At 42.6% G+C, this 18,684-nt stretch carries 22 protein-coding genes; 18 read left to right on the forward strand and 4 right to left on the reverse strand.

The features are described from left to right. The first annotated feature begins 14 nt into the window (after positions 1–14). The 18 genes from ABC357_RS21360 (at position 15) to ABC357_RS21445 (ending at position 12,559) form a co-directional block, all read left to right on the forward strand. Positions 15–662 (forward strand): adenylate kinase, encoded by a 648-nt coding sequence (locus tag ABC357_RS21360; RefSeq protein WP_412889556.1) that lies wholly within the window; start codon positions 15–17, stop codon positions 660–662. 3 nt (positions 663–665) lie between these two features. Beyond that, on the forward strand, positions 666–1,412 hold the full coding sequence (map, locus tag ABC357_RS21365) for a type I methionyl aminopeptidase (protein WP_412889557.1): 747 nt from the start codon (positions 666–668) through the stop codon (positions 1,410–1,412). Positions 1,413–1,493: 81 nt separating this feature from the next. Beyond that, positions 1,494–1,712, forward strand: a complete 219-nt coding sequence (infA, locus tag ABC357_RS21370; RefSeq protein ID WP_019244399.1) for a translation initiation factor IF-1 — start codon at positions 1,494–1,496, stop codon at positions 1,710–1,712. A 41-nt stretch (positions 1,713–1,753) separates the two neighbouring features. Continuing rightward, positions 1,754–1,867, forward strand: coding sequence for a 50S ribosomal protein L36 (rpmJ, locus tag ABC357_RS21375; RefSeq protein WP_003156543.1), 114 nt, complete (start codon positions 1,754–1,756; stop codon positions 1,865–1,867). Between the two features lie 22 nt (positions 1,868–1,889). Further along, positions 1,890–2,255 (forward strand): 30S ribosomal protein S13, encoded by a 366-nt coding sequence (rpsM, locus tag ABC357_RS21380; RefSeq protein WP_412889558.1) that lies wholly within the window; start codon positions 1,890–1,892, stop codon positions 2,253–2,255. Between the two features lie 26 nt (positions 2,256–2,281). Continuing rightward, entirely contained in the window at positions 2,282–2,671 is a 390-nt protein-coding gene (gene rpsK, locus ABC357_RS21385) for a 30S ribosomal protein S11 (RefSeq protein WP_412889559.1), read from the forward strand. A gap of 182 nt (positions 2,672–2,853) precedes the next feature. Then, the gene (locus ABC357_RS21390; RefSeq protein WP_050613656.1) at positions 2,854–3,798 is read left to right on the forward strand and encodes a DNA-directed RNA polymerase subunit alpha; all 945 of its coding nucleotides are present in this window, start codon (positions 2,854–2,856) and stop codon (positions 3,796–3,798) included. Positions 3,799–3,882: 84 nt separating this feature from the next. Next, positions 3,883–4,248, forward strand: coding sequence for a 50S ribosomal protein L17 (gene rplQ / locus ABC357_RS21395; RefSeq protein WP_412889560.1), 366 nt, complete (start codon positions 3,883–3,885; stop codon positions 4,246–4,248). 454 nt (positions 4,249–4,702) lie between these two features. Then, positions 4,703–5,542 carry an energy-coupling factor ABC transporter ATP-binding protein gene (locus tag ABC357_RS21400; RefSeq protein WP_412889561.1) on the forward strand — a complete coding sequence of 280 codons (840 nt, stop codon included), beginning with the start codon at positions 4,703–4,705 and terminating at the stop codon, positions 5,540–5,542. Next, a complete protein-coding gene (locus ABC357_RS21405; RefSeq protein ID WP_412889562.1) occupies positions 5,518–6,387 on the forward strand; it encodes an energy-coupling factor ABC transporter ATP-binding protein in 870 nt (289 codons plus the stop codon). The genes ABC357_RS21400 and ABC357_RS21405 overlap by 25 nt, the downstream gene beginning before the upstream one ends. Next, complete coding sequence (locus tag ABC357_RS21410; RefSeq protein WP_412889563.1) at positions 6,384–7,181, forward strand: energy-coupling factor transporter transmembrane component T family protein; 798 nt, start codon at positions 6,384–6,386, stop codon at positions 7,179–7,181. Before ABC357_RS21405 ends, ABC357_RS21410 begins: the two co-directional genes overlap by 4 nt. Before the next feature lie 12 nt (positions 7,182–7,193). After that, entirely contained in the window at positions 7,194–7,928 is a 735-nt protein-coding gene (truA, locus tag ABC357_RS21415; protein WP_412889564.1) for a tRNA pseudouridine(38-40) synthase TruA, read from the forward strand. A gap of 191 nt (positions 7,929–8,119) precedes the next feature. Further along, complete coding sequence (gene rplM / locus ABC357_RS21420) at positions 8,120–8,557, forward strand: 50S ribosomal protein L13 (protein WP_412890095.1); 438 nt, start codon at positions 8,120–8,122, stop codon at positions 8,555–8,557. A 21-nt stretch (positions 8,558–8,578) separates the two neighbouring features. Then, the gene (gene rpsI, locus ABC357_RS21425; RefSeq protein ID WP_019244409.1) at positions 8,579–8,971 is read left to right on the forward strand and encodes a 30S ribosomal protein S9; all 393 of its coding nucleotides are present in this window, start codon (positions 8,579–8,581) and stop codon (positions 8,969–8,971) included. Positions 8,972–9,485: 514 nt separating this feature from the next. After that, positions 9,486–9,959, forward strand: a complete 474-nt coding sequence (locus ABC357_RS21430; RefSeq protein ID WP_412889565.1) for a hypothetical protein — start codon at positions 9,486–9,488, stop codon at positions 9,957–9,959. A gap of 331 nt (positions 9,960–10,290) precedes the next feature. Next, the gene (locus tag ABC357_RS21435) at positions 10,291–10,506 is read left to right on the forward strand and encodes a hypothetical protein (RefSeq protein WP_412889566.1); all 216 of its coding nucleotides are present in this window, start codon (positions 10,291–10,293) and stop codon (positions 10,504–10,506) included. Between the two features lies 1 nt (position 10,507). Continuing rightward, positions 10,508–11,878, forward strand: a complete 1,371-nt coding sequence (locus ABC357_RS21440) for an arsenic transporter (RefSeq protein ID WP_412889567.1) — start codon at positions 10,508–10,510, stop codon at positions 11,876–11,878. 18 nt (positions 11,879–11,896) lie between these two features. Next, the gene (locus ABC357_RS21445; RefSeq protein ID WP_412889568.1) at positions 11,897–12,559 is read left to right on the forward strand and encodes a DUF2642 domain-containing protein; all 663 of its coding nucleotides are present in this window, start codon (positions 11,897–11,899) and stop codon (positions 12,557–12,559) included. Positions 12,560–12,722: 163 nt separating this feature from the next. On the opposite strand, the gene ABC357_RS21450 is transcribed toward ABC357_RS21445, so the two are convergent. From ABC357_RS21450 to ABC357_RS21465, 4 genes are read right to left on the reverse strand one after another with little or no spacing between them, the layout of a single operon-like run. Further along, a complete protein-coding gene (locus ABC357_RS21450; protein WP_412889569.1) occupies positions 12,723–14,276 on the reverse strand; it encodes a SagB family peptide dehydrogenase in 1,554 nt (517 codons plus the stop codon). A gap of 15 nt (positions 14,277–14,291) precedes the next feature. After that, positions 14,292–16,220, reverse strand: coding sequence for a TOMM precursor leader peptide-binding protein (locus tag ABC357_RS21455; protein ID WP_412889570.1), 1,929 nt, complete (start codon positions 16,218–16,220; stop codon positions 14,292–14,294). After that, positions 16,217–18,115 (reverse strand): bacteriocin maturation protein, encoded by a 1,899-nt coding sequence (locus tag ABC357_RS21460; protein ID WP_412889571.1) that lies wholly within the window; start codon positions 18,113–18,115, stop codon positions 16,217–16,219. The genes ABC357_RS21455 and ABC357_RS21460 overlap by 4 nt, the downstream gene beginning before the upstream one ends. Further along, positions 18,054–18,374: a hypothetical protein gene (locus tag ABC357_RS21465; protein WP_412889572.1), complete on the reverse strand. Its 321-nt coding sequence runs from the start codon at positions 18,372–18,374 to the stop codon at positions 18,054–18,056. The genes ABC357_RS21460 and ABC357_RS21465 overlap by 62 nt, the downstream gene beginning before the upstream one ends. Between the last annotated feature and the right edge of the window lie 310 nt (positions 18,375–18,684).

Raw genomic sequence — 18,684 nt, forward strand, 5'->3', positions numbered from 1 at the left:
GAGGGGGAAGATGAATGAATCTTGTTCTAATGGGGCTTCCGGGTGCCGGTAAAGGTACTCAAGCTGAAAAAATTGTAGAAAAATATAACATCCCTCATATCTCGACTGGAGATATGTTCCGCGCTGCTATTAAGGCTCAAACGGAACTTGGCTTAAAAGCTAAATCATTCATGGATAAAGGCGAATTAGTTCCTGATGAAGTAACTATCGGCATCGTCCGTGAAAGACTTAGCCAAGATGATTGCAAACAAGGCTTTCTTTTAGATGGTTTTCCACGTACAGTGGCACAAGCTGAAGCACTGGAAAATATCCTTTCCGATCTTAGCCGTCCAATCGACTACGTAATCAATGTAGACGTGGATAAAGAGATCTTAATGGAAAGATTAACTGGAAGACGAATTTGTAAGGAATGCGGAGCTACTTATCACCTTGTTTTCAATCCTCCTGCAAAAGAGGGCGTTTGTGATCGATGTGGCGGTGAGCTTTACCAACGTGCTGATGATAATGCCGAAACGGTCCAAAACCGTCTTGACGTTAACTTGAAGCAGACAAAGCCTCTTTTATCCTTCTATGAAGATAAAGGAACACTACGCAACGTAAACGGACAACAAGATATTAATGTAGTCTTTGAAGATATCGATCAACTCCTTGGGGGCTTATAAGATATGATCATTTGTAAAACCCCACGCGAAATTGACATCATGCGTCATGCCGGCCAGATAGTCGCTATCACCCATCAGGAGCTGAAGAAGCATATCGAACCAGGCATTACTACGAAAGAGCTGGATAGAATTGCTGAAAGTATCATTCGTAAACATGATGCAATCCCTTCTTTTAAAGGGTATAATGGATTTCGCGGCAGCATCTGCGCTTCCGTTAATGAAGAACTCGTTCACGGAATCCCAGGCAAGCGCGTTTTGAAAAATGGTGATATTATAAGTATCGATATCGGTGCTAAATATAATGGTTACCATGGAGATTCCGCTTGGACATATGCTGTAGGTGAAATTGATGAAGAAACACAGAGGCTCTTAGATGTAACGGAAGAGTCTTTATATAGAGGGTTGGAAGAAGCTAAGCCAGGCGTACGTCTCTCCAACATCTCCCATGCTATTCAAACATATGCTGAGGCAAACAAGTTCTCCATTGTCAGAGAGTATGTTGGTCACGGAGTTGGTCAAGACTTACATGAGGATCCTCAGATCCCTCATTTCGGTCCTCCCGACAAAGGTCCTCGATTAAAGCCTGGAATGGTGCTGGCTGTTGAGCCTATGGTGAACGCAGGCAGCAGATATGTTAAGACTTTAGAGGATGACTGGACAGTTGTTACTCAAGATGGGAAAATGTGTGCCCACTTCGAACATACAATAGCGATTACTGATTCTGGTTATGAAATACTAACAAGGTTATAATGGTTATTGTGCGCGAAAGACAGTGGTGATTGAATATAACTAATAAGGCAATTGCCTTAAGAGAAGGGAGATTAAACTTCGATGGCTAAAGATGATGTAATTGAAATTGAAGGTACAGTCACTGAGACTTTGCCTAATGCAATGTTCAAGGTAGAATTAGAAAACGGTCATACTATATTAGCTCATGTATCAGGTAAGATTCGCATGCACTTTATTCGTATTCTGCCTGGCGACAAAGTTACTGTCGAGCTTTCACCGTATGACTTAACTCGCGGACGAATCACTTACAGATTCAAATAATCTAAGTTACACTCCGATCTATATAAGGAGGTTAGGTACTAATGAAAGTGAGACCATCAGTTAAACCTATTTGTGAAAAATGTAAAGTTATTCGCAGAAAAGGCAAAGTAATGGTTATTTGTGAAAACCCTAAGCATAAACAAAAACAAGGCTAATTAAGAAGGAGGTGCGCACCATATGGCACGTATTGCTGGTGTTGATATTCCACGTGACAAACGTATTGTCATTTCATTAACATACATTTACGGTATTGGTAAACCAACTGCACAACAAATTTTGAAAGATACTGGTATCTCTGAAGATACTCGTGTTCGCGACCTTACGGAAGAAGAAGAAAACAAAATCCGTGAAGCGATCGATAAATTGAAAGTAGAAGGAGACCTTCGCCGTGAGATCTCATTAAACATCAAACGTTTAATGGAAATCGGTTGCTACCGTGGCCTACGTCACCGTCGTGGTCTACCTGTTCGTGGACAAAATACTAAAAACAACGCTCGTACGCGTAAAGGACCTCGTCGTACTGTAGCGAACAAGAAAAAATAATTAATTTGTAAAGGAGGTTACTATTCATGGCACGTAAGACAAACACTCGTAAACGTCGTGTGAAAAAGAATATTGAAACTGGTATTGCACATATCCGTTCAACTTTCAACAACACAATCGTTACAATCACTGATGCACACGGAAACGCAATTTCTTGGTCAAGCGCTGGTTCACTTGGATTCAGAGGATCACGTAAATCAACTCCATTTGCAGCTCAAATGGCAGCTGAAACTGCGGCAAAAGCTTCTATGGAGCACGGTTTAAAAACTCTTGAAGTAACAGTTAAAGGACCTGGTTCAGGCCGTGAAGCTGCTATTCGTGCACTTCAATCTGCTGGTTTAGAAGTTACTGCTATCAAGGACGTAACTCCAGTTCCACATAACGGATGTCGCCCACCAAAACGTCGCCGTGTTTAATTTTTCTGTATAGAAATTGTATACATGTCTATAATGGGATATGATACAATCAAAATGATTTACAGACAAAATTAACTCAGTTGTTGCGCGCAGTCGGGAACAATTACATGGGGAATTTCGGTTAGGACGCATAATGTGTTACTTCTAGCCGAGGTTTTGACGTTTTGAAGGAGGGTTTATTAATGATTGAAATAGAAAAACCAAAAATCGAAACGGTTGAAATCAGCGATGACACCAAGTATGGAAAATTCGTCGTCGAGCCACTTGAGCGTGGATATGGTACAACTTTGGGTAACTCCTTGCGTCGTATATTACTATCCTCACTACCAGGTGCCGCTGTCACATCTATTCAAATAGATGGAGTAATGCATGAGTTCTCAACAATTGAAGGCGTAGTAGAAGATGTGACTTCTATTATTCTTAATGTGAAAAAACTAGCGCTTAAGATCTACTCTGATGAAGAGAAGACGCTGGAAATTGATGTTCAGAGTGAAGGAGCTATTACGGCAGCTGACATTACGCATGATAGCGATGTAGAAATCCTTAACCCGGATCTACACATTGCGACTGTAGGCAAAGGCGGTCATATGCGTATGAGATTAACTGCACGTCGTGGACGTGGTTATACTCCTGCTGACCAAAATAAAAGAGACGATCAACCAATCGGTGTGATCCCTATCGACTCTATCTACACTCCTGTTGCACGTGTTTCTTACCAAGTAGAAAACACACGTGTAGGACAAATGACTAACTACGATAAGCTTACACTTGATGTTTGGACTGATGGAAGCACTGGTCCTAAGGAAGCAATCGCCCTTGGATCAAAGATTTTAACAGAACATCTAAACATCTTCGTTGGACTTACTGATGAAGCTCAAAATGCTGAAATCATGGTTGAAAAAGAAGAAGACCAAAAAGAAAAAGTTCTTGAAATGACTATTGAAGAATTGGATCTTTCTGTTCGTTCTTACAACTGCTTGAAGCGTGCGGGCATCAATACTGTCCAAGAGCTTGCTCATAAGACTGAGGAAGATATGATGAAAGTACGTAATCTAGGCCGTAAATCACTTGAAGAAGTGAAAGCGAAGCTGGATGAATTAGGTTTGGGTCTTAGAAAAGACGACTGATTATAGAAACAAGAGCGATCTTCGAACTATAACAGGAGAGCCGACTAAATAGATTATTATTTCAACAAAGGAGGGAATCTCTCAATGGGTTACAGAAAGTTAGGACGTACTAGTTCTCAACGTAAAGCGTTACTTCGTGATTTGGCTACTGACCTAATCGTGTTTGAACGCATCGAAACGACTGAAGCAAAAGCTAAGGAGCTACGCTCTGTAGTAGAAAAAATGATCACGCTTGGTAAGCGCGGTGATTTGCATGCTCGTCGTCAAGCTGCTGCATACATTCGTAATGAAGTAGTTGCTGAAAGCGAAAATGGTCAAACTGCACTTCAAAAACTATTCAGTGATATCGCACCTCGCTATGAAGAGCGTCAAGGCGGTTACACTCGTATCATGAAAATGGGACCTCGTCGTGGAGACGGAGCACCAATCGTAGTGATTGAATTAGTATAATATTGACAATAAGAAGGGTGGGGACAGTTGAGAACTAACTAGTTCTCGCCCTTTTTTTACAATCGTACATAGTAAAAAGATTCTTACAGATTTGATTTACATTGTACGGAGGCTTTAAACTGAGAAATCGCACATAGAGCGTTATGATGGTTGTCTGGGGGCTTTCCCAGGCTCCACGTCTAGCTCTCGCACCCTTCCTGGCTCCTTTAGGGGTTAAATGGATTACAAGTTATACGCTGCTATTCGACTAAGGAAAGAAATTTCCTTCAGGAGGGGTGCAGCGTTTTTTTATATCTATAAAGAAGGGTTTCGGAATAATTCGGTATCTTTCTTCCATTTTGGTTCCGTAGATATTCAATAGGTAGGGAATGGGATGTTATACTGATTAAAACATCCTATTAAATTAGCATAGCTGAGTATAGCTGAGAAAAGCAGAGATTAGGGGGAATCCAACATGAGCGAGGAATTAGTATGTGTGGATCATGTTTCATTCACGTATGAAGGGCAGGAACGGCCTGCACTGAATGATGTAACCCTTTCAGTAAAGAGAGGGGAATGGCTTGCCATTGTCGGACATAACGGGTCAGGAAAATCAACATTGGCCAAGCTATTGAACGGCCTTCAATTCCCGGAATCGGGTGAGATAAGAGTAAAAGAATATACCCTTTCTGAGGAAACCGTTTGGGATGTCCGAAAAGAAATAGGTATGGTATTTCAAAATCCGGATAATCAATTCGTAGGGACAACCGTACAGGATGATGTGGCTTTTGGTTTAGAAAACCACGGTGTACCGCGTGATGATATGGTGAAACGAGTGAATTGGGCTTTAGAGAGAGTGAACATGGAATCCTTTCTTGATCAAGAGCCGCACCATCTATCAGGTGGACAAAAGCAGAGGGTAGCCATTGCTTCGGTTTTGGCGCTGCAACCAAGTTTAATTATTTTGGATGAGGCAACCTCTATGCTGGATCCCCGGGGCAGGGAAGAAGTATTGGAGACTGTCCGCGAATTGAAGCAGGACCAGGAATTGACCGTTGTTTCCATCACACATGATTTGGATGAGGCGGCAAAAGCCGACCGCATCATTGTGATGAATGGCGGGCAAGTGTATAAGGAAGGAACACCCAGCGATATTTTCAGGCTGGATGAAGAGTTAACAAGGATTGGGTTGGATTCTCCTTTTTCGATTAAGCTTTCCCAGGAGCTTGCTGATTTAGGAGTGCCGCTAAGTGATCGGTATCTATCATATGAACAGTTGGTGAAAGAGTTATGCGCATTGAACTTAAAAATGTAGAATACCGTTATCAGGTAAAGACGCCATTTGAACGCCGTGCCATTTATGATATTAACATTGATTTTCCGTCTGGGAGTTATACAGCTATTATTGGGCATACAGGCTCAGGCAAGTCGACTTTATTGCAGCATTTGAATGGGCTTGTACGCCCTTATAACGGGGAAGTTGTAATTGGCGACCAAATAATCACTGGCCAAAAGAAAAATAAAAATATCAAATCAGTCCGTAAGAAAGTAGGAATTGTTTTTCAATTTCCTGAACACCAATTGTTTGAAGAGACGGTGGAAAAGGATATTTGCTTTGGGCCAATGAATTTTGGCGTGTCTGAAGAGGCAGCAAAACAGAAAGCACGAGAAGCGATCAAACATGTCGGATTAGCAGAGGATATACTGGAAAAATCGCCTTTCGATTTATCGGGAGGGCAGATGCGGCGGGTAGCGATAGCCGGTGTACTTGCAATGGAGCCTGAAGTCATTGTTCTGGATGAGCCTACTGCAGGTTTGGATCCGCGGGGCCGAAAAGAAATCATGGATATGTTCGCGGATCTCCATAAGACGAGAAAGCTATCGACGATTTTGGTGACTCACAGTATGGAAGACGCCGCAAAGTATGCCGACGAAATTGTCGTCATGCATAAAGGGACTGTCTATCAGAAGGGTACGCCTTTGTCTATATTCTCTGAACCGGAGCAACTGATGGAGTTAGGATTGGACGTTCCTGAAACGGTCCGGTTTCAAATGCTGATGCAGCGTAAGGCCGGTATGGCATTTGAGAAGCCGTGCCTTTCTATTGATTCGTTGGCTAAGCAATTGGCTGAACAAGTGAAAAGAGGTGAAGGCCGATGATGGACAGCTTATTGATCGGAAGATATGTGCCTTCAAACTCAATTATGCATCGGATGGATCCACGTTCGAAGCTGCTGCTTGTTTTCTTATTTGTCTGTATTGTGTTTTTGGCGAACAATGCAATTACGTACGCAATTCTGGGCATGTATACAATCCTGCTTATTATGCTTTCAAAAATTCAGCTGCGATTTTTGATTAAAGGATTGAAGCCGGTTCTATTCCTGATTATTTTCACCTTCATTCTGCAAATTTTCTTCACGAAGGAAGGGGATGTCGTGTTTAGTCTCGGTTCGCTAAAAATACATGAAGAAGGCTTGCGGCAGGGGATTTTTATTTCACTGCGCTTTACGTATTTAATTGTTATCGCTACCCTTTTGACTCTATCAACGACACCGATTTCATTGACAGATGGCTTGGAGCAGCTGTTAGGGCCATTCAAAAAAATAAAGCTGCCTGTCCATGAATTGGCATTGATGATGTCGATTTCACTGAGATTTATCCCGACGCTAATGGACGAGACCGGCAAAATCATGAAAGCCCAGGCGGCACGCGGCGTTGATTTCAGCTCTGGACCGATTAAAGATCGGATCAGTGCAATTGTTCCCTTGCTTGTCCCATTGTTCGTCAGCTCATTCAAAAGAGCTGAGGAATTGGCAGTCGCTATGGAAGCGAGAGGCTACAGGGGAGGCGAAGGAAGAACGAAATACCGGCAGCTGCACTGGGGAATGTGGGATACACTCCTTTTATTGTCCCTTGTAGTGCTAACAGGTATTCTTATCTATTTTAGAGCGTAGGAGTTTGGTAAGATGCAAAGAATTAAATGTACCATCTCATATGATGGCTCCGGTTTTTCAGGATATCAGGTGCAATTGGAGAAACGGACAGTGCAGCGCGAACTCGAGCGTGTGCTTGCTATTATGCATAAGCGGGAAATTCGGGTGACGGCATCCGGGAGAACCGACGCAGGCGTGCACGCAATCGGCCAGGTTATCCATTTTGACAGTGAACTGGATATCCCTCCAGAACGTTGGATTAAGGCAATGAATACGATGCTTCCTGGCGACATAGCTGTCAATACGGTAGAATTTGTGGATGACGGCTTTCATGCGCGGTTTAATCCAAAAGGGAAGGAATACCGTTATATCGTGGATATAAGCGATGTACGCAATCCGCTGGCCCGCCATTATCGCTACCACTATCCATATCCTCTAGACGTGGAACGGATCAGAAAGTCCTTTCCTTATGTGGTCGGTACACATGACTTTACTTCATTCTGTGCAGCCAACACAGATGTAAAAGATAAAGTAAGGACAATCCACCATTTGGAATGCAAGGTGGAAGGCAATGAACTGATGTTTATTTTTAGGGGCAACGGCTTTTTATATAATATGGTACGTATTCTGGCCGGGACATTCATTGAAATCGGTTCAGGTAAAAGGGAACCGGAAGAAATGAAGGAAATGATTGATAAAAAGGACCGTAGCGCTGCCGGAAAGACGGCTCCTGCACAAGGGCTTTACCTGTGGGAAGTCGTTTATTGATGGCTAAGGCCGTGACGTTGAGTTTGTAAACAATTGCAAAATTAGGGGATAGGGACTTGACATTAAGTCCTGTAGCGGCTAATATAATATGGTATGTATTTTATTTAATCCCACGATGAGCCCCGGAAGAGTTTTTCGTGATTGTAAATAAATTAATTGATAAATTTTTAAAAGTACTAGGAGGTAAAATAATGCGTACGACATTCATGGCGAAAGCAAATGAAATCGATCGTAAATGGTACGTTATCGACGCGCAAGGCCAAACTCTTGGACGTCTTGCTAGTGAAGTAGCTTCCATCTTACGTGGTAAACATAAACCGACTTACACACCACATGTTGACACTGGTGATCATGTGATTATCATCAACGCTTCAGAAATCCACCTTACAGGTAAAAAGTTGACTGACAAGATCTACCGTCGTCACACTATGCACCCAGGCGGATTGAAAGAAAGAACTGCTCTTGAAATGAGAACAAACTACCCTGAGAAAATGTTAGAGCTTGCTATCAAAGGTATGCTTCCTAAGAATTCTCTTGGACGTCAAATGTTTAAAAAATTACACGTATACGCTGGCGCTGAGCACCAACAACAAGCTCAAAAACCAGAAGTGTACGAATTACGCGGATAATTTTTAGAGGAGGTTATTATCTTGGCACAGGTTCAATATTATGGCACAGGTCGTCGTAAAAGCTCTGTAGCTCGTGTACGTCTAGTACCGGGTGAAGGACGCATCGTTATCAACGGTCGTGAAATCAACGAATATTTCCCATTTGATACATTAATTCTAGTTGTTAAACAACCACTAGTAGCTACTGAAACTACAGGCAGCTATGATGTGCTTGTTAACGTTTCTGGCGGTGGATTCACTGGTCAAGCTGGTGCAGTACGTCACGGTATCGCTCGTGCATTGCTTCAAGCTGATCCAGAATTCCGTCCAGCACTTAAATCTGCAGGTCTATTGACTCGTGACGCACGTATGAAAGAGCGTAAGAAATACGGTCTTAAAGGTGCTCGTCGTGCGCCTCAGTTCTCAAAACGTTAATTGCGATTTTCGTTTACAAAGGCTCTCAACCACTTGGTTGGGGGTCTTTTTTATGTAAAAAATGTTTTTTCTTATTTAACTGCCATGCTTGAAAAGCGGTGGTATTTTCATATGTAGAGCTGTAAGTGCCAGTCCTTCGAAGCCTTAAGCCTAAACCAAATTCCAGCCTCTCAGCAATGCTATCTAAAGCTAGTCGGGGTCAGACGTTGCTTTCTGTTTTAGTCGTCAGATCAACCCCTAGTCACTTTCCTCCCATCTTCTACGAAAAGCCATAAGCGCAACGATTTATTTTTTTTCTCCTGTGATATGTCTCTCTAGACATGGTATGTGATGCCTTTCTAGTTATTTCCCTTTGTCTTCTTCTGTTACTAATCAAATTGCCCTAGAAAGTAAACATCTGCTGATAGATATTAGTGGAATTTGCAGAAATAAAGCAAATGCTTGGTTCAATAACATGAGATGGCACATATACATGTACTACATATCAATTAACTTTTTAGAGAGGGGATTTATAATGGATAAATTGAGCCGCCTATCATCTATGATAGGGAAAACAGTCCGCTTGGACAGAGGTGGCCCTGAGTCAAGAACTGGCCAGGTATTATCTGTACAAAAGGATTTTCTAGTGCTGTATAACGAAAAAGAGGGGGTCATCTATTACAAAACAGATCATATTAAAAGTGTAAGCGTTGATGCAAAGGATTACTCCGATTTAACGCCGCCTACTGATGATTTTGTTCCTCCTTCTTTCATACAAACGGATTGCTTTACTTCTGTTCTAGACAATATGAAGCACCGCTGGGTTAAAATCAATCGCGGAGGCCCTGAATCAGTAGAAGGTTTATTGACTGAAATCTTCGACGACCACCTACTGCTGATTATTAATAATGAGCTTGCCAGTGTATTCAATTTTCACATTAGGAGTATTAGCTATAGCTCAGAGGCTGAAAAACAAGAAAAATCTAAGGATAAGAGTAAAAAGAAATAATCGTAAAGCAACTAGTCTGTTTTTATACTGGAAGTGCTTGATAGAAAAGAGAAGATCCAAATCTCTGTCTATGATACATGGACTGGATTTGGATCTTTTCTTTTGGACAAACGTGGATTTTCATAGAATAAGGTGAAAACATTAGTACTTAGAGATGTATCCTTACATATCATGCAGTAACAAATACCTTTCGTTGATAGATGCCAGGGAAATAGCTGCAAGCTGATTCGAAATAATAGATTAAGGAGGCGCAATAATCTCTCTTGAAAATGCTTTATTCTTTAACTCTTGACTCACAAATAAGTAACTAGAATTGAAAGGGGGCGAAAAAATGTTAATTGGCTCCATTCTATTTTTATGTGGGTGTTTATTATATGTTTTCATTAAACCGGCAACTGACAATCGGACAGAAGAAATTACCGCTGTAAATGAAAAAACGTTCGATGGGCTTTTGAAATATCCAAGCTTGAAGAGAAGCGCTAGTTTAGTACTCCCTCATGGTATTCCGCCTGCATCTACGCACAGTATAGATGGGGAGGTGAAGTGAAATGCTTGATCTCCAGTTTGTCCTGACAATCTTGGTTTTTGCCGTTACCGTTTTATTTATTCTGTGGAGGCCATTTGGGATAAATGAATCATTGCCTACCATAGTCGGTGCAGTGGTTTTGCTTGCAGCAGGAATCGTTCCGCTAATGGATGCCTGGGGAATATTGGGGATGATCAGTGGGGCAACAATCACAATTCTCTCGACGATTGTGATGTCAATTGTACTTGAGAGCATCGGTTTTTTTCGTTGGGCAGCTTTTAACCTTGCGAAGAAAGCAAAAGGCTCTGGAATCAGGCTTTACTGGTATATAAATTTACTGTGCTTTTTAATGACGATGTTTTTTAATAATGACGGCAGTATTCTCATCACAACTCCAATCATCATACAAACCCTTACACTCTTAAAAATGAAGCCTCATCAAAAAATCCCTTATTTGCTTTCCGGGGCATTGATTGCCACATCATCCAGTGCTCCAATAGGTGTCAGCAATCTCGCTAATCTGATTGCCCTCAATATTGTAGGCCTCGACTTGAACACATACGCTGCATTCATGTTTGTTCCGTCCATGCTTGGAATAGTGGCGATCACCTTTTTATTTTATCTTTATTTTAAAGAGAAGGTCCCCAAAAAGATCCCTGAATTATCAAACAGAGAGCTGGAACACATCATATCAACCAATAATGGTGATAAGCCCTATCATCCCTTATCTACACAAACAAATGAAAAACCATTTATTGATTGGAAAATGTTTAGGATATGTATAACGGTCGTGGTATTGACAAGAATCAGTTTCTTTGTGCTTGCTCCATTCCATATACCTACTGAATATCCCTCCATCATAGGAGCTGTGCTGCTCATACTATTACGATGGTTCCGCAAAGGAATAGGAATCAAAGACATCCTCAAAAAGACACCTTGGCATATCGTTTTTTTCGCGTTTGGGATGTATGTCATTATTTTTGGGCTGCACAATACAGGATTAACCTCTATGATTGTGGAGCGGCTTGGATCATTGGTTTCAGAAAATCACTTTAATGCTATTTTTATCATGGGTATACTGCTTTCAGTTATGTCAAATCTTTGCAACAATTTGCCATCCGTTATGATAGGCACTATGTCGCTTACAGAGATGGGGCTTGATCACCATACTTTGCAAGTTGCCTACTTGGCAAACGTGATTGGCGCAGATATAGGTTCATTGCTTCTGCCAATGGGGACTCTTGCCTCATTGATATGGATGTTTATCCTGAAGCAGAATAAGATTCCTTTTACGTGGGGCCAATATTTAAAAGCGACCATCCTGGTCATCCCAATTGGTCTGTTGATTAGTCTTTTTAGCTTGTATGTCTGGACCGAATGGTTACTACGCTGAGTAAAGGGGGGCAAACTAATGACTTTGCTGGATCAATATCATGGAAAAGAAATTGAAATTGAAATTTCGGGTGATAACAAGCACAGAGGAGTGCTGATTGATTCTGGGTTGGATATCATGGTTCTTTTCAATGGGACCGATTTTATCTATATTCCTATAAACCATTTAAAGAACTTCAGGCTATCTGTGGAAAGTGAGCAGGAAATTTCGTTTATCCCGGATATTCCTATTATGAATGATCGGGATATTTCGTACCGAAAAACACTTACAAATGCTAAAGGGGTTTTTGTAGAAATTTTTGTTGCCGGGAGGCTGTCATTGCATGGATATATTACAGGCATCCTTACGAATTATTTTGTTTTTTATTCCCCGGTCTATCAAACGATGTATATTCCTTTCTTTCATTTAAAATGGCTGATTCCTTATCCTTTTAATCAAACGCCGTATTCTATAGATAAGAAGCTGCTGCCGGTCAATCCTGCAGAAATGCCGCTTGCTCGTACTTTTGAAGAACAGATAAAAAAAATAGTAGGGAAAATTATCGTGATTGATTCGGGAGCTACCAGAAATAAAATCGGACTGCTAAAAAACGTAGAAAATAATATGATAGAGCTTATAACCGCAGAAGGGGACAAGCTATATTGCAATATCCAACATATTAAAACCGTCCATTATGTATAGATGGCTATACCTCCTGTATAAGAGGAGTAAAGGGTCTGTTTTCATGGGACAAGCATAGTGAATACTCGCATAAAAATCTCTCAACCATTTGGTAGGGAGACTTTTTTATATGTCCGAGTGGCTTCGCTTGCCATGCGTAAACATAACAAGCGAAGTAAGATCATTATTGGCTCAAATATCCTGTTAATCGTGAAGGAGGCTGGCTAAAACCAATCGGCAGCTGAATAAGGCTAGTATCATCCAATTTATCCATCTGATAAATGGAATTGATTGAATGAACGTCATATCCTAGCAGAGGATGCCCGCTTAAACCGAGAGATGAAGCAATAAGTAATAAGGATTGAGACAGAATGCCTGCTTCCATTTGCTGAATGCGGTATCCTCTATAGCCAAACATGTTGAAATAATGGTCCTGATCCCCGGCAATAGTAAAGGCTAAAGGAATTTGCTGCATATTGACAAAATCGGCGAATAGCGCTGTTTGCATTTGATAGCGATAGTCGCCCGTCTTGACAGTACATAAGGCGTGGGCCTTTGAATCATAGACATATGCACCATCCTTTACTCCATCCACATGATAGAAGCAGCCATATAATGAAGTCCGGTCTAACGTTGCGTTAATGCCATTGTCAATATCATTTCGATAGGATAGCATGCTATATGCTTCGTGCAGAAGGATGGATAATTCTTCCTTGCGGATATATTTTAGTATGAATTCTGTCCCGGGCGAATGGCGGTCTCGGCTGGCAGCGGCGAAGTCGTACGAATGACCGGCCACTTCAGGCAAGGGGAAGGAAGGGAATACGTCTGTTTTTTTTGTGCGTGTTGTTTTTTTCTGCGCCAATCGAATTGTATCCATCATACAGGCTTCATTCATTTCCACCAACGCAGGATAGTCGCGAATCTCTTTTGAATGCTGATAAACGGAATGTGTAAGAGCAGGAAGATCCTTGCATGTATCCACACTACTATGTGTAGGGGGGATTCGGAACCATTCCATTTCCGAATCGACGGAAAGAGGTATCATTGCATAGACACTTTCCTCATGTCCGGATAAACCCAACAAGTGATTGACAGCACGATCAGTAAATTGGTAATAGACGCCTGTTCTGAAACCGAATTGTTTCCCGGTCTCAAGCAGTTGGCCGAGAGCGAAGCCTGCGTCCAACCCCTGAAGCCGGTATGAAAAATCATGGTATTTAAAGAAGTTCTTCCAAAATACAGTCGATATAAAAAGCACACCGAAGGAACGGGCTAATTCACATCGGTCGCCTAATGCGGCAGAGATATATGGCTCCATATTTCCTTCCCGCACCATTTCCAGAGAGTGGTGTGCAGGATCATAATGATAGATTCCTTCTGCGATTCCCGCTGTCTTTACATACATATATAATTCGTTCGGATATAAACCGCCCCCTGAAGGGAAAAAACGGCGGTATGTCGCTCCAGGTTCCAGGTAGTCGCCGTTATACAGAGTTTGCGTCATATGGGTAAGGCCGAACGAATACCAAAGGAAATAACTGATTGTTTCAAGAGAAGGAGCGATATCAGGTGTACTTGGTATTTCCTTTGGGATGGAATATGGTAAAGGGATGACTGGCAAGTTCTTGTATATCTTATATGGCAATGGAGCATCATCCCAATTGACGGTCCAATCTTCAGGCCGGCTCGTTCCGGACTCATATTGAAGATTGTATAAAAATGTGTCTAAATCCATCGTGTTGCCCTCCTTTTAAGGAAATGGATGCGGATTGGCATTTAACTGGCTGAATGTCAATGGCTCCTTCACGTACCCTAAATCTCTAGGAACGTTCAGTAAACGGTCCAATCCTTTCAGGCGGGTCAGATGGTGGCCGAATGTCATCGGAATCATGCCGGGAATAAAGACCTTGACGCAATATAATGAGTTTCTCTTCAATTCGGGAGATGTTTGATCTACTACAATAACCTCCATTTTTAACTGGCGAAATCGTTCAAGCAATTCCAAAAGATCATCTTTTAAGTTTGTTGCTGCAATGGCTGGTTTGAATGCCTGTGAAAAAGAAATGGGGGATTTGTTGTTTTCGAGCAGGAAGGCCAGGCGATGTTCCGCTTCAGGCAGGCCGTACAGCAGGGAATGGTCATCCATATGCCTGACAAAAGATGAGTCTTCGTACATTTTCCTGTAACTGTCTTTATGCTCATCGAGCTTTTCATCCATGCTTAGGAGCATGCCTGCCAATTCCTGGACCGCTCCTTTCGCTGCTTTTACCGGGTCCAGGTGGGCTCCGGCAGCGCAAAGCAGGTTCAGCCCTTTCCCTTTCGTATTTTTGGCAAGGGACCAAATACTTGGGATGCCATTTTCTGTTGTGGAATTAAATAAATACACATCAAATCCGGCAACTTCCTTCAACCTTTGAACCATCAATTGCAATTCCGTGCTCGCTGCTGTGCCGGGTTCCAACCGTTGCAGTGGAAGCTGGCCGTACCATGTCATTAAAAAGGCGTCGCGTTCCACGATTTCGAAAATGCCGTATAAAATGGCTTCTTCCATTGAACCGCCTAAAGCACAGCCATTCGACGTTTCATAAACGAAACCATCATTGCCGCCCATACTATAAAAGGCGAGGTTTCGAGGCACCAGCAGAGGCTTTTGTCCGGATAAGGAAAAGCCCCAGACCCAGTCCCTTGATTGATCTGGATCAAATGCCTGGAAAGGGAAGCCAGGAAGACTGTATTGTTCATCTGAATGAACACCTATTGAATAAGGGTTCATTGCCTGGTTTTCAAATTGCCGGTAGGAACCATGGACGATCATTTTTTTTCCTCTAGGATCGTAGCCGCAGTATCGTTCTAATGCTTCAAGTATAGCGGCCGATTCGCTTTCCTTGTATGAATTGGTTCGGCCGGCAGTCGTTTCGTTGCCTGCCAGCAACGGCAAATTGGCAATTGTGTCTGCGAAAGGAGAAACAAGATCTAAGCGTTTGCTGTTGATCAACCCTGTTCTTATATCAAAGTAATCTTCCAGCAGCGTATCCGCCAGTTCGTCGATTGATCGGGTACGGTAGCTATCAGGCTTGGATTTCGGCGTCTTCTTTAATTGGATTTCGGCGTTTTCTTCCGTATCCACCGGTAATGTGCTGCATACGCGGCAATTAGGGTTCGGCAGGAAAAAATGACGGGAGATTGTTAATGAATTCAATGGTATAAGGATAATTTGGTTTCTTTGCTGTTCACCTTTTTGAAAAAATAAGCGAATTTGATCTTCCAGCAAATAAATGGCATGCCATAAGCCGAAAGAGGAAGACCATGGATCATTCATATTCGTAGCGTATGTTTGCAAATGGAACAGTTCTTTACGGTCAGGGCCGGCCATGATTTTGCGGAAGTCAGCGCATTGGCTGCAGCCGGCTCGGCCAGGAAAGACAAGAGGACCGATGACCGCTTCACCAAAGCTGATGGAGCCATGCAGTAGGGGAGCCCCAGCGGCGGTAAAGATTTCATCTGCTTTCCGATGCTCGGACGGACACCATCCATCAGTCAGTAGCAGAGCTATATCATAGGCTGCGTATATACTTGCTTGGATTTTTTCAGACTTTGTAATGGAATAGGATTCCCTCAAATGCTGATAAGCGAGTTCAGCCAATCGCCCGTTTCCGATTAGGAGTATAGAAGATTTCATTCACGTTCAACTCCTTCTATATAAATGCCATATATGCCGGGCAATACTTTTTCGAATAACGGTTCAGCATGCAATTCATAGGTGTGAATGGTTTTTTTCTGCAGCTGGAAATTCTTGCTGATCGATGCCAATAGTTCACTATGAGTCAGATTTCCATCGTCCGGCTGGAGGTTGACTTTGTTTTTTTCGATTGTAAGGTTCGAAGATACAACGCCATAAGAGGCATTTACTGATTCTTTATTTTGTGCAGCCATGACCGCTAATTGTAGGGCTCTCTTTACAGCAAGCGTGCCAGTAAAGCCGGGACAGCCATAATACGTATGGCGGGAGCGGACCCAGGCGACCGGAAATCCAAGGAAAGACGGGCCAATAAAAATGTTTGGTTCAGCCTCCATCGTTATAAGCGCCTCATATAAATAGGAGGATGTGCTATCGTTTAACTCAGTATCATTAAGAAGGCTGGCTGAAATGCTGTTATGTTGTTGATGCTGGCGGAAAGCCAAATCGAGCCAATTTTGCAATGCTCTATATATACCTTCCTCCGCTGTTTCACCCGTTCCTATTCCAAGTATGTCTGTATTCAAATGAAACAGGCTGCTATAGCCTTTCATATAGTGTTCTATCCCGGACAAGCCTGCTTCCTTTCGCGCTTCTTCGTGTGTAAGTGCGGCATGGATTATGGTTGGCAATAGGTTTGCCGGCCCTTTAGATAAAGGATCAATCGTTTGCACTTTACATTGCGAAAGAGGTAATTGATTGAGTTCCGCTTCTTCCCAAAGATGAAAAATGCCGGCTGTCCGGGATGTTAGGCTATCAAAGACCTCATGGAGTGGAGTGGGGCATGCTTCTTTTCCTGCAAATAGGAGTCCTTGGTTAATAGGGACAGCAAATAGATCGCCGGTAATGGAAGGCGGCGGAACGAAAGTGTGCCATTTCCCTTCCAATGTCTGTCCGCTCAAGAGAAAAAATTGATTTTCTTTATCTGGTTCTTTAATGTCTGTAATAGCTTTGAACAGTTCAAATCCGGCGATGTTGGCCGAAATGGCCGAAGTTGAAGCTGGATAGGCTGGAGAGTTTGGCCGATCTGAATCATGAAGCCTTTTAAATGCCGATTCCCACTTCGAGTGGGAAGATGGGGCAATGATTGGGCCGATTAATGTGTCTCCCTTTAAAGTGACAATGGGGAGAAACCATTTTTTATTTTTTTTGCAAATGGATTGGATAAGCTTTAATGGGGCATCCTGATTGCCCTTTCCCCCATACATGACAGAATCGTATGGCGCTAAGGCGGATGTCCAGGCGCGTTCATTGTACTCCGGAAATTCAATGGCTGTAATGGCGGCCTCTGCTTCTGTTTTCTTAGCTTCATTAACCAGTTGTTCAATTCGATGCTGGTCTGTGCGCTGTTCATTGCTGCAAAAAACAGCAACATGAGGCATACCGGAATGGAATAATGACTGGATGAGAGAAAGAAGAAGAGGCCCTTCACCGATGATGGCAACCTTTGCTTCACGCCAAACTTGAAAGCGAAATCCTCCTGATCCCCCCATACTGTCTAAGAATTCGATTTGTGGTGCGTATTGGTCAAGCAGTTGTTCTGAAAGATCATGTGCCTTATCCGCACTTACATCCCGCAGAAATCCGTTATCCAATAAAATTTGCGCAATTTCATATACACGGTTTTGATAGGGTACTGTAAGGCCGGCTGTAATCGTTTGAAGACTGTGCAAGCCATTGAAAGCAGGCGTTAATTTTTCAAGCCACTGGTCAATGGTCTGTCCCTCCAGCCGAAGTGAAGTCAAATTATTGCGGATGTAGACACCTTTGTTTGGTTCAGGAAGGAAAAAAGTATCTTTGTTGAGCTTGAGTCGCATCGTAGGTATCAATGCTGTCATCATATTCCTCCTTGTATGACAGAATAAATGATAAAGCCGTCATACAATTGTATGGATGAAGCATGTCCATTATGCCAGTGTATGTAAGCCCTGCTAAAGCAGGGCTAAACGAATAATTTATCTTTTTATCAATGGCCACCGCATCGGCCGCCACAACCACCGCACCGGCCGCCACAACCGCCGCACCGGCCGCCGCAGCCGCCACAACGGCCGCCGCAACCGCCGCAGAAACCACAGAAGCCGATACAGAAGCCCACACAAAAGCCAACAAATAATTGGCGGGAATCTGTAGAAATATAAGGGTCTTGCTGTGTATACCATGGTGTCACGTTACTCACATTTAAGTCGCCTACGCTCAAGCCTTGCAAGTCAGTGTTAATGAATGGATCCAAAAGAAAAACCTCCTTATTTATCTGAAGAATGGAAGGCTGGGCAAACTGCCGCCTGCCATCCCCTATTACAACGTATGAATGGTAACAATATCAGGTAACTTGTACGTGAACCCATCTCTTTTATATCTGAAATTTGTTTCTTATTCAGTTGATTGATTACAGGACTCACATAAAAAG

The organism is Bacillus kalamii, assembly GCF_047238185.1.
In the GTDB taxonomy this organism is placed as follows: domain Bacteria; phylum Bacillota; class Bacilli; order Bacillales; family DSM-1321; genus Bacillus_AD.

Excerpts from the sequence above, each read along its gene's own strand:
- ABC357_RS21360 (WP_412889556.1), top strand. The coding sequence starts at position 15 with ATGAATCTTGTTCTAATGGGGCTTCCGGGTGCCGGTAAAGGTACTCAA.
- map (WP_412889557.1), top strand. The coding sequence starts at position 666 with ATGATCATTTGTAAAACCCCACGCGAAATTGACATCATGCGTCATGCC.
- infA (WP_019244399.1), top strand. The coding sequence starts at position 1,494 with ATGGCTAAAGATGATGTAATTGAAATTGAAGGTACAGTCACTGAGACT.
- rpmJ (WP_003156543.1), top strand. The coding sequence starts at position 1,754 with ATGAAAGTGAGACCATCAGTTAAACCTATTTGTGAAAAATGTAAAGTT.
- rpsM (WP_412889558.1), top strand. The coding sequence starts at position 1,890 with ATGGCACGTATTGCTGGTGTTGATATTCCACGTGACAAACGTATTGTC.
- rpsK (WP_412889559.1), top strand. The coding sequence starts at position 2,282 with ATGGCACGTAAGACAAACACTCGTAAACGTCGTGTGAAAAAGAATATT.
- ABC357_RS21390 (WP_050613656.1), top strand. The coding sequence starts at position 2,854 with ATGATTGAAATAGAAAAACCAAAAATCGAAACGGTTGAAATCAGCGAT.
- rplQ (WP_412889560.1), top strand. The coding sequence starts at position 3,883 with ATGGGTTACAGAAAGTTAGGACGTACTAGTTCTCAACGTAAAGCGTTA.
- ABC357_RS21400 (WP_412889561.1), top strand. The coding sequence starts at position 4,703 with ATGAGCGAGGAATTAGTATGTGTGGATCATGTTTCATTCACGTATGAA.
- ABC357_RS21405 (WP_412889562.1), top strand. The coding sequence starts at position 5,518 with ATGCGCATTGAACTTAAAAATGTAGAATACCGTTATCAGGTAAAGACG.
- ABC357_RS21410 (WP_412889563.1), top strand. The coding sequence starts at position 6,384 with ATGATGGACAGCTTATTGATCGGAAGATATGTGCCTTCAAACTCAATT.
- truA (WP_412889564.1), top strand. The coding sequence starts at position 7,194 with ATGCAAAGAATTAAATGTACCATCTCATATGATGGCTCCGGTTTTTCA.
- rplM (WP_412890095.1), top strand. The coding sequence starts at position 8,120 with ATGCGTACGACATTCATGGCGAAAGCAAATGAAATCGATCGTAAATGG.
- ABC357_RS21430 (WP_412889565.1), top strand. The coding sequence starts at position 9,486 with ATGGATAAATTGAGCCGCCTATCATCTATGATAGGGAAAACAGTCCGC.
- ABC357_RS21435 (WP_412889566.1), top strand. The coding sequence starts at position 10,291 with ATGTTAATTGGCTCCATTCTATTTTTATGTGGGTGTTTATTATATGTT.
- ABC357_RS21440 (WP_412889567.1), top strand. The coding sequence starts at position 10,508 with ATGCTTGATCTCCAGTTTGTCCTGACAATCTTGGTTTTTGCCGTTACC.
- ABC357_RS21445 (WP_412889568.1), top strand. The coding sequence starts at position 11,897 with ATGACTTTGCTGGATCAATATCATGGAAAAGAAATTGAAATTGAAATT.
- ABC357_RS21450 (WP_412889569.1), bottom strand. The coding sequence starts at position 14,276 with ATGGATTTAGACACATTTTTATACAATCTTCAATATGAGTCCGGAACG.
- ABC357_RS21455 (WP_412889570.1), bottom strand. The coding sequence starts at position 16,220 with ATGAAATCTTCTATACTCCTAATCGGAAACGGGCGATTGGCTGAACTC.
- ABC357_RS21460 (WP_412889571.1), bottom strand. The coding sequence starts at position 18,115 with ATGACAGCATTGATACCTACGATGCGACTCAAGCTCAACAAAGATACT.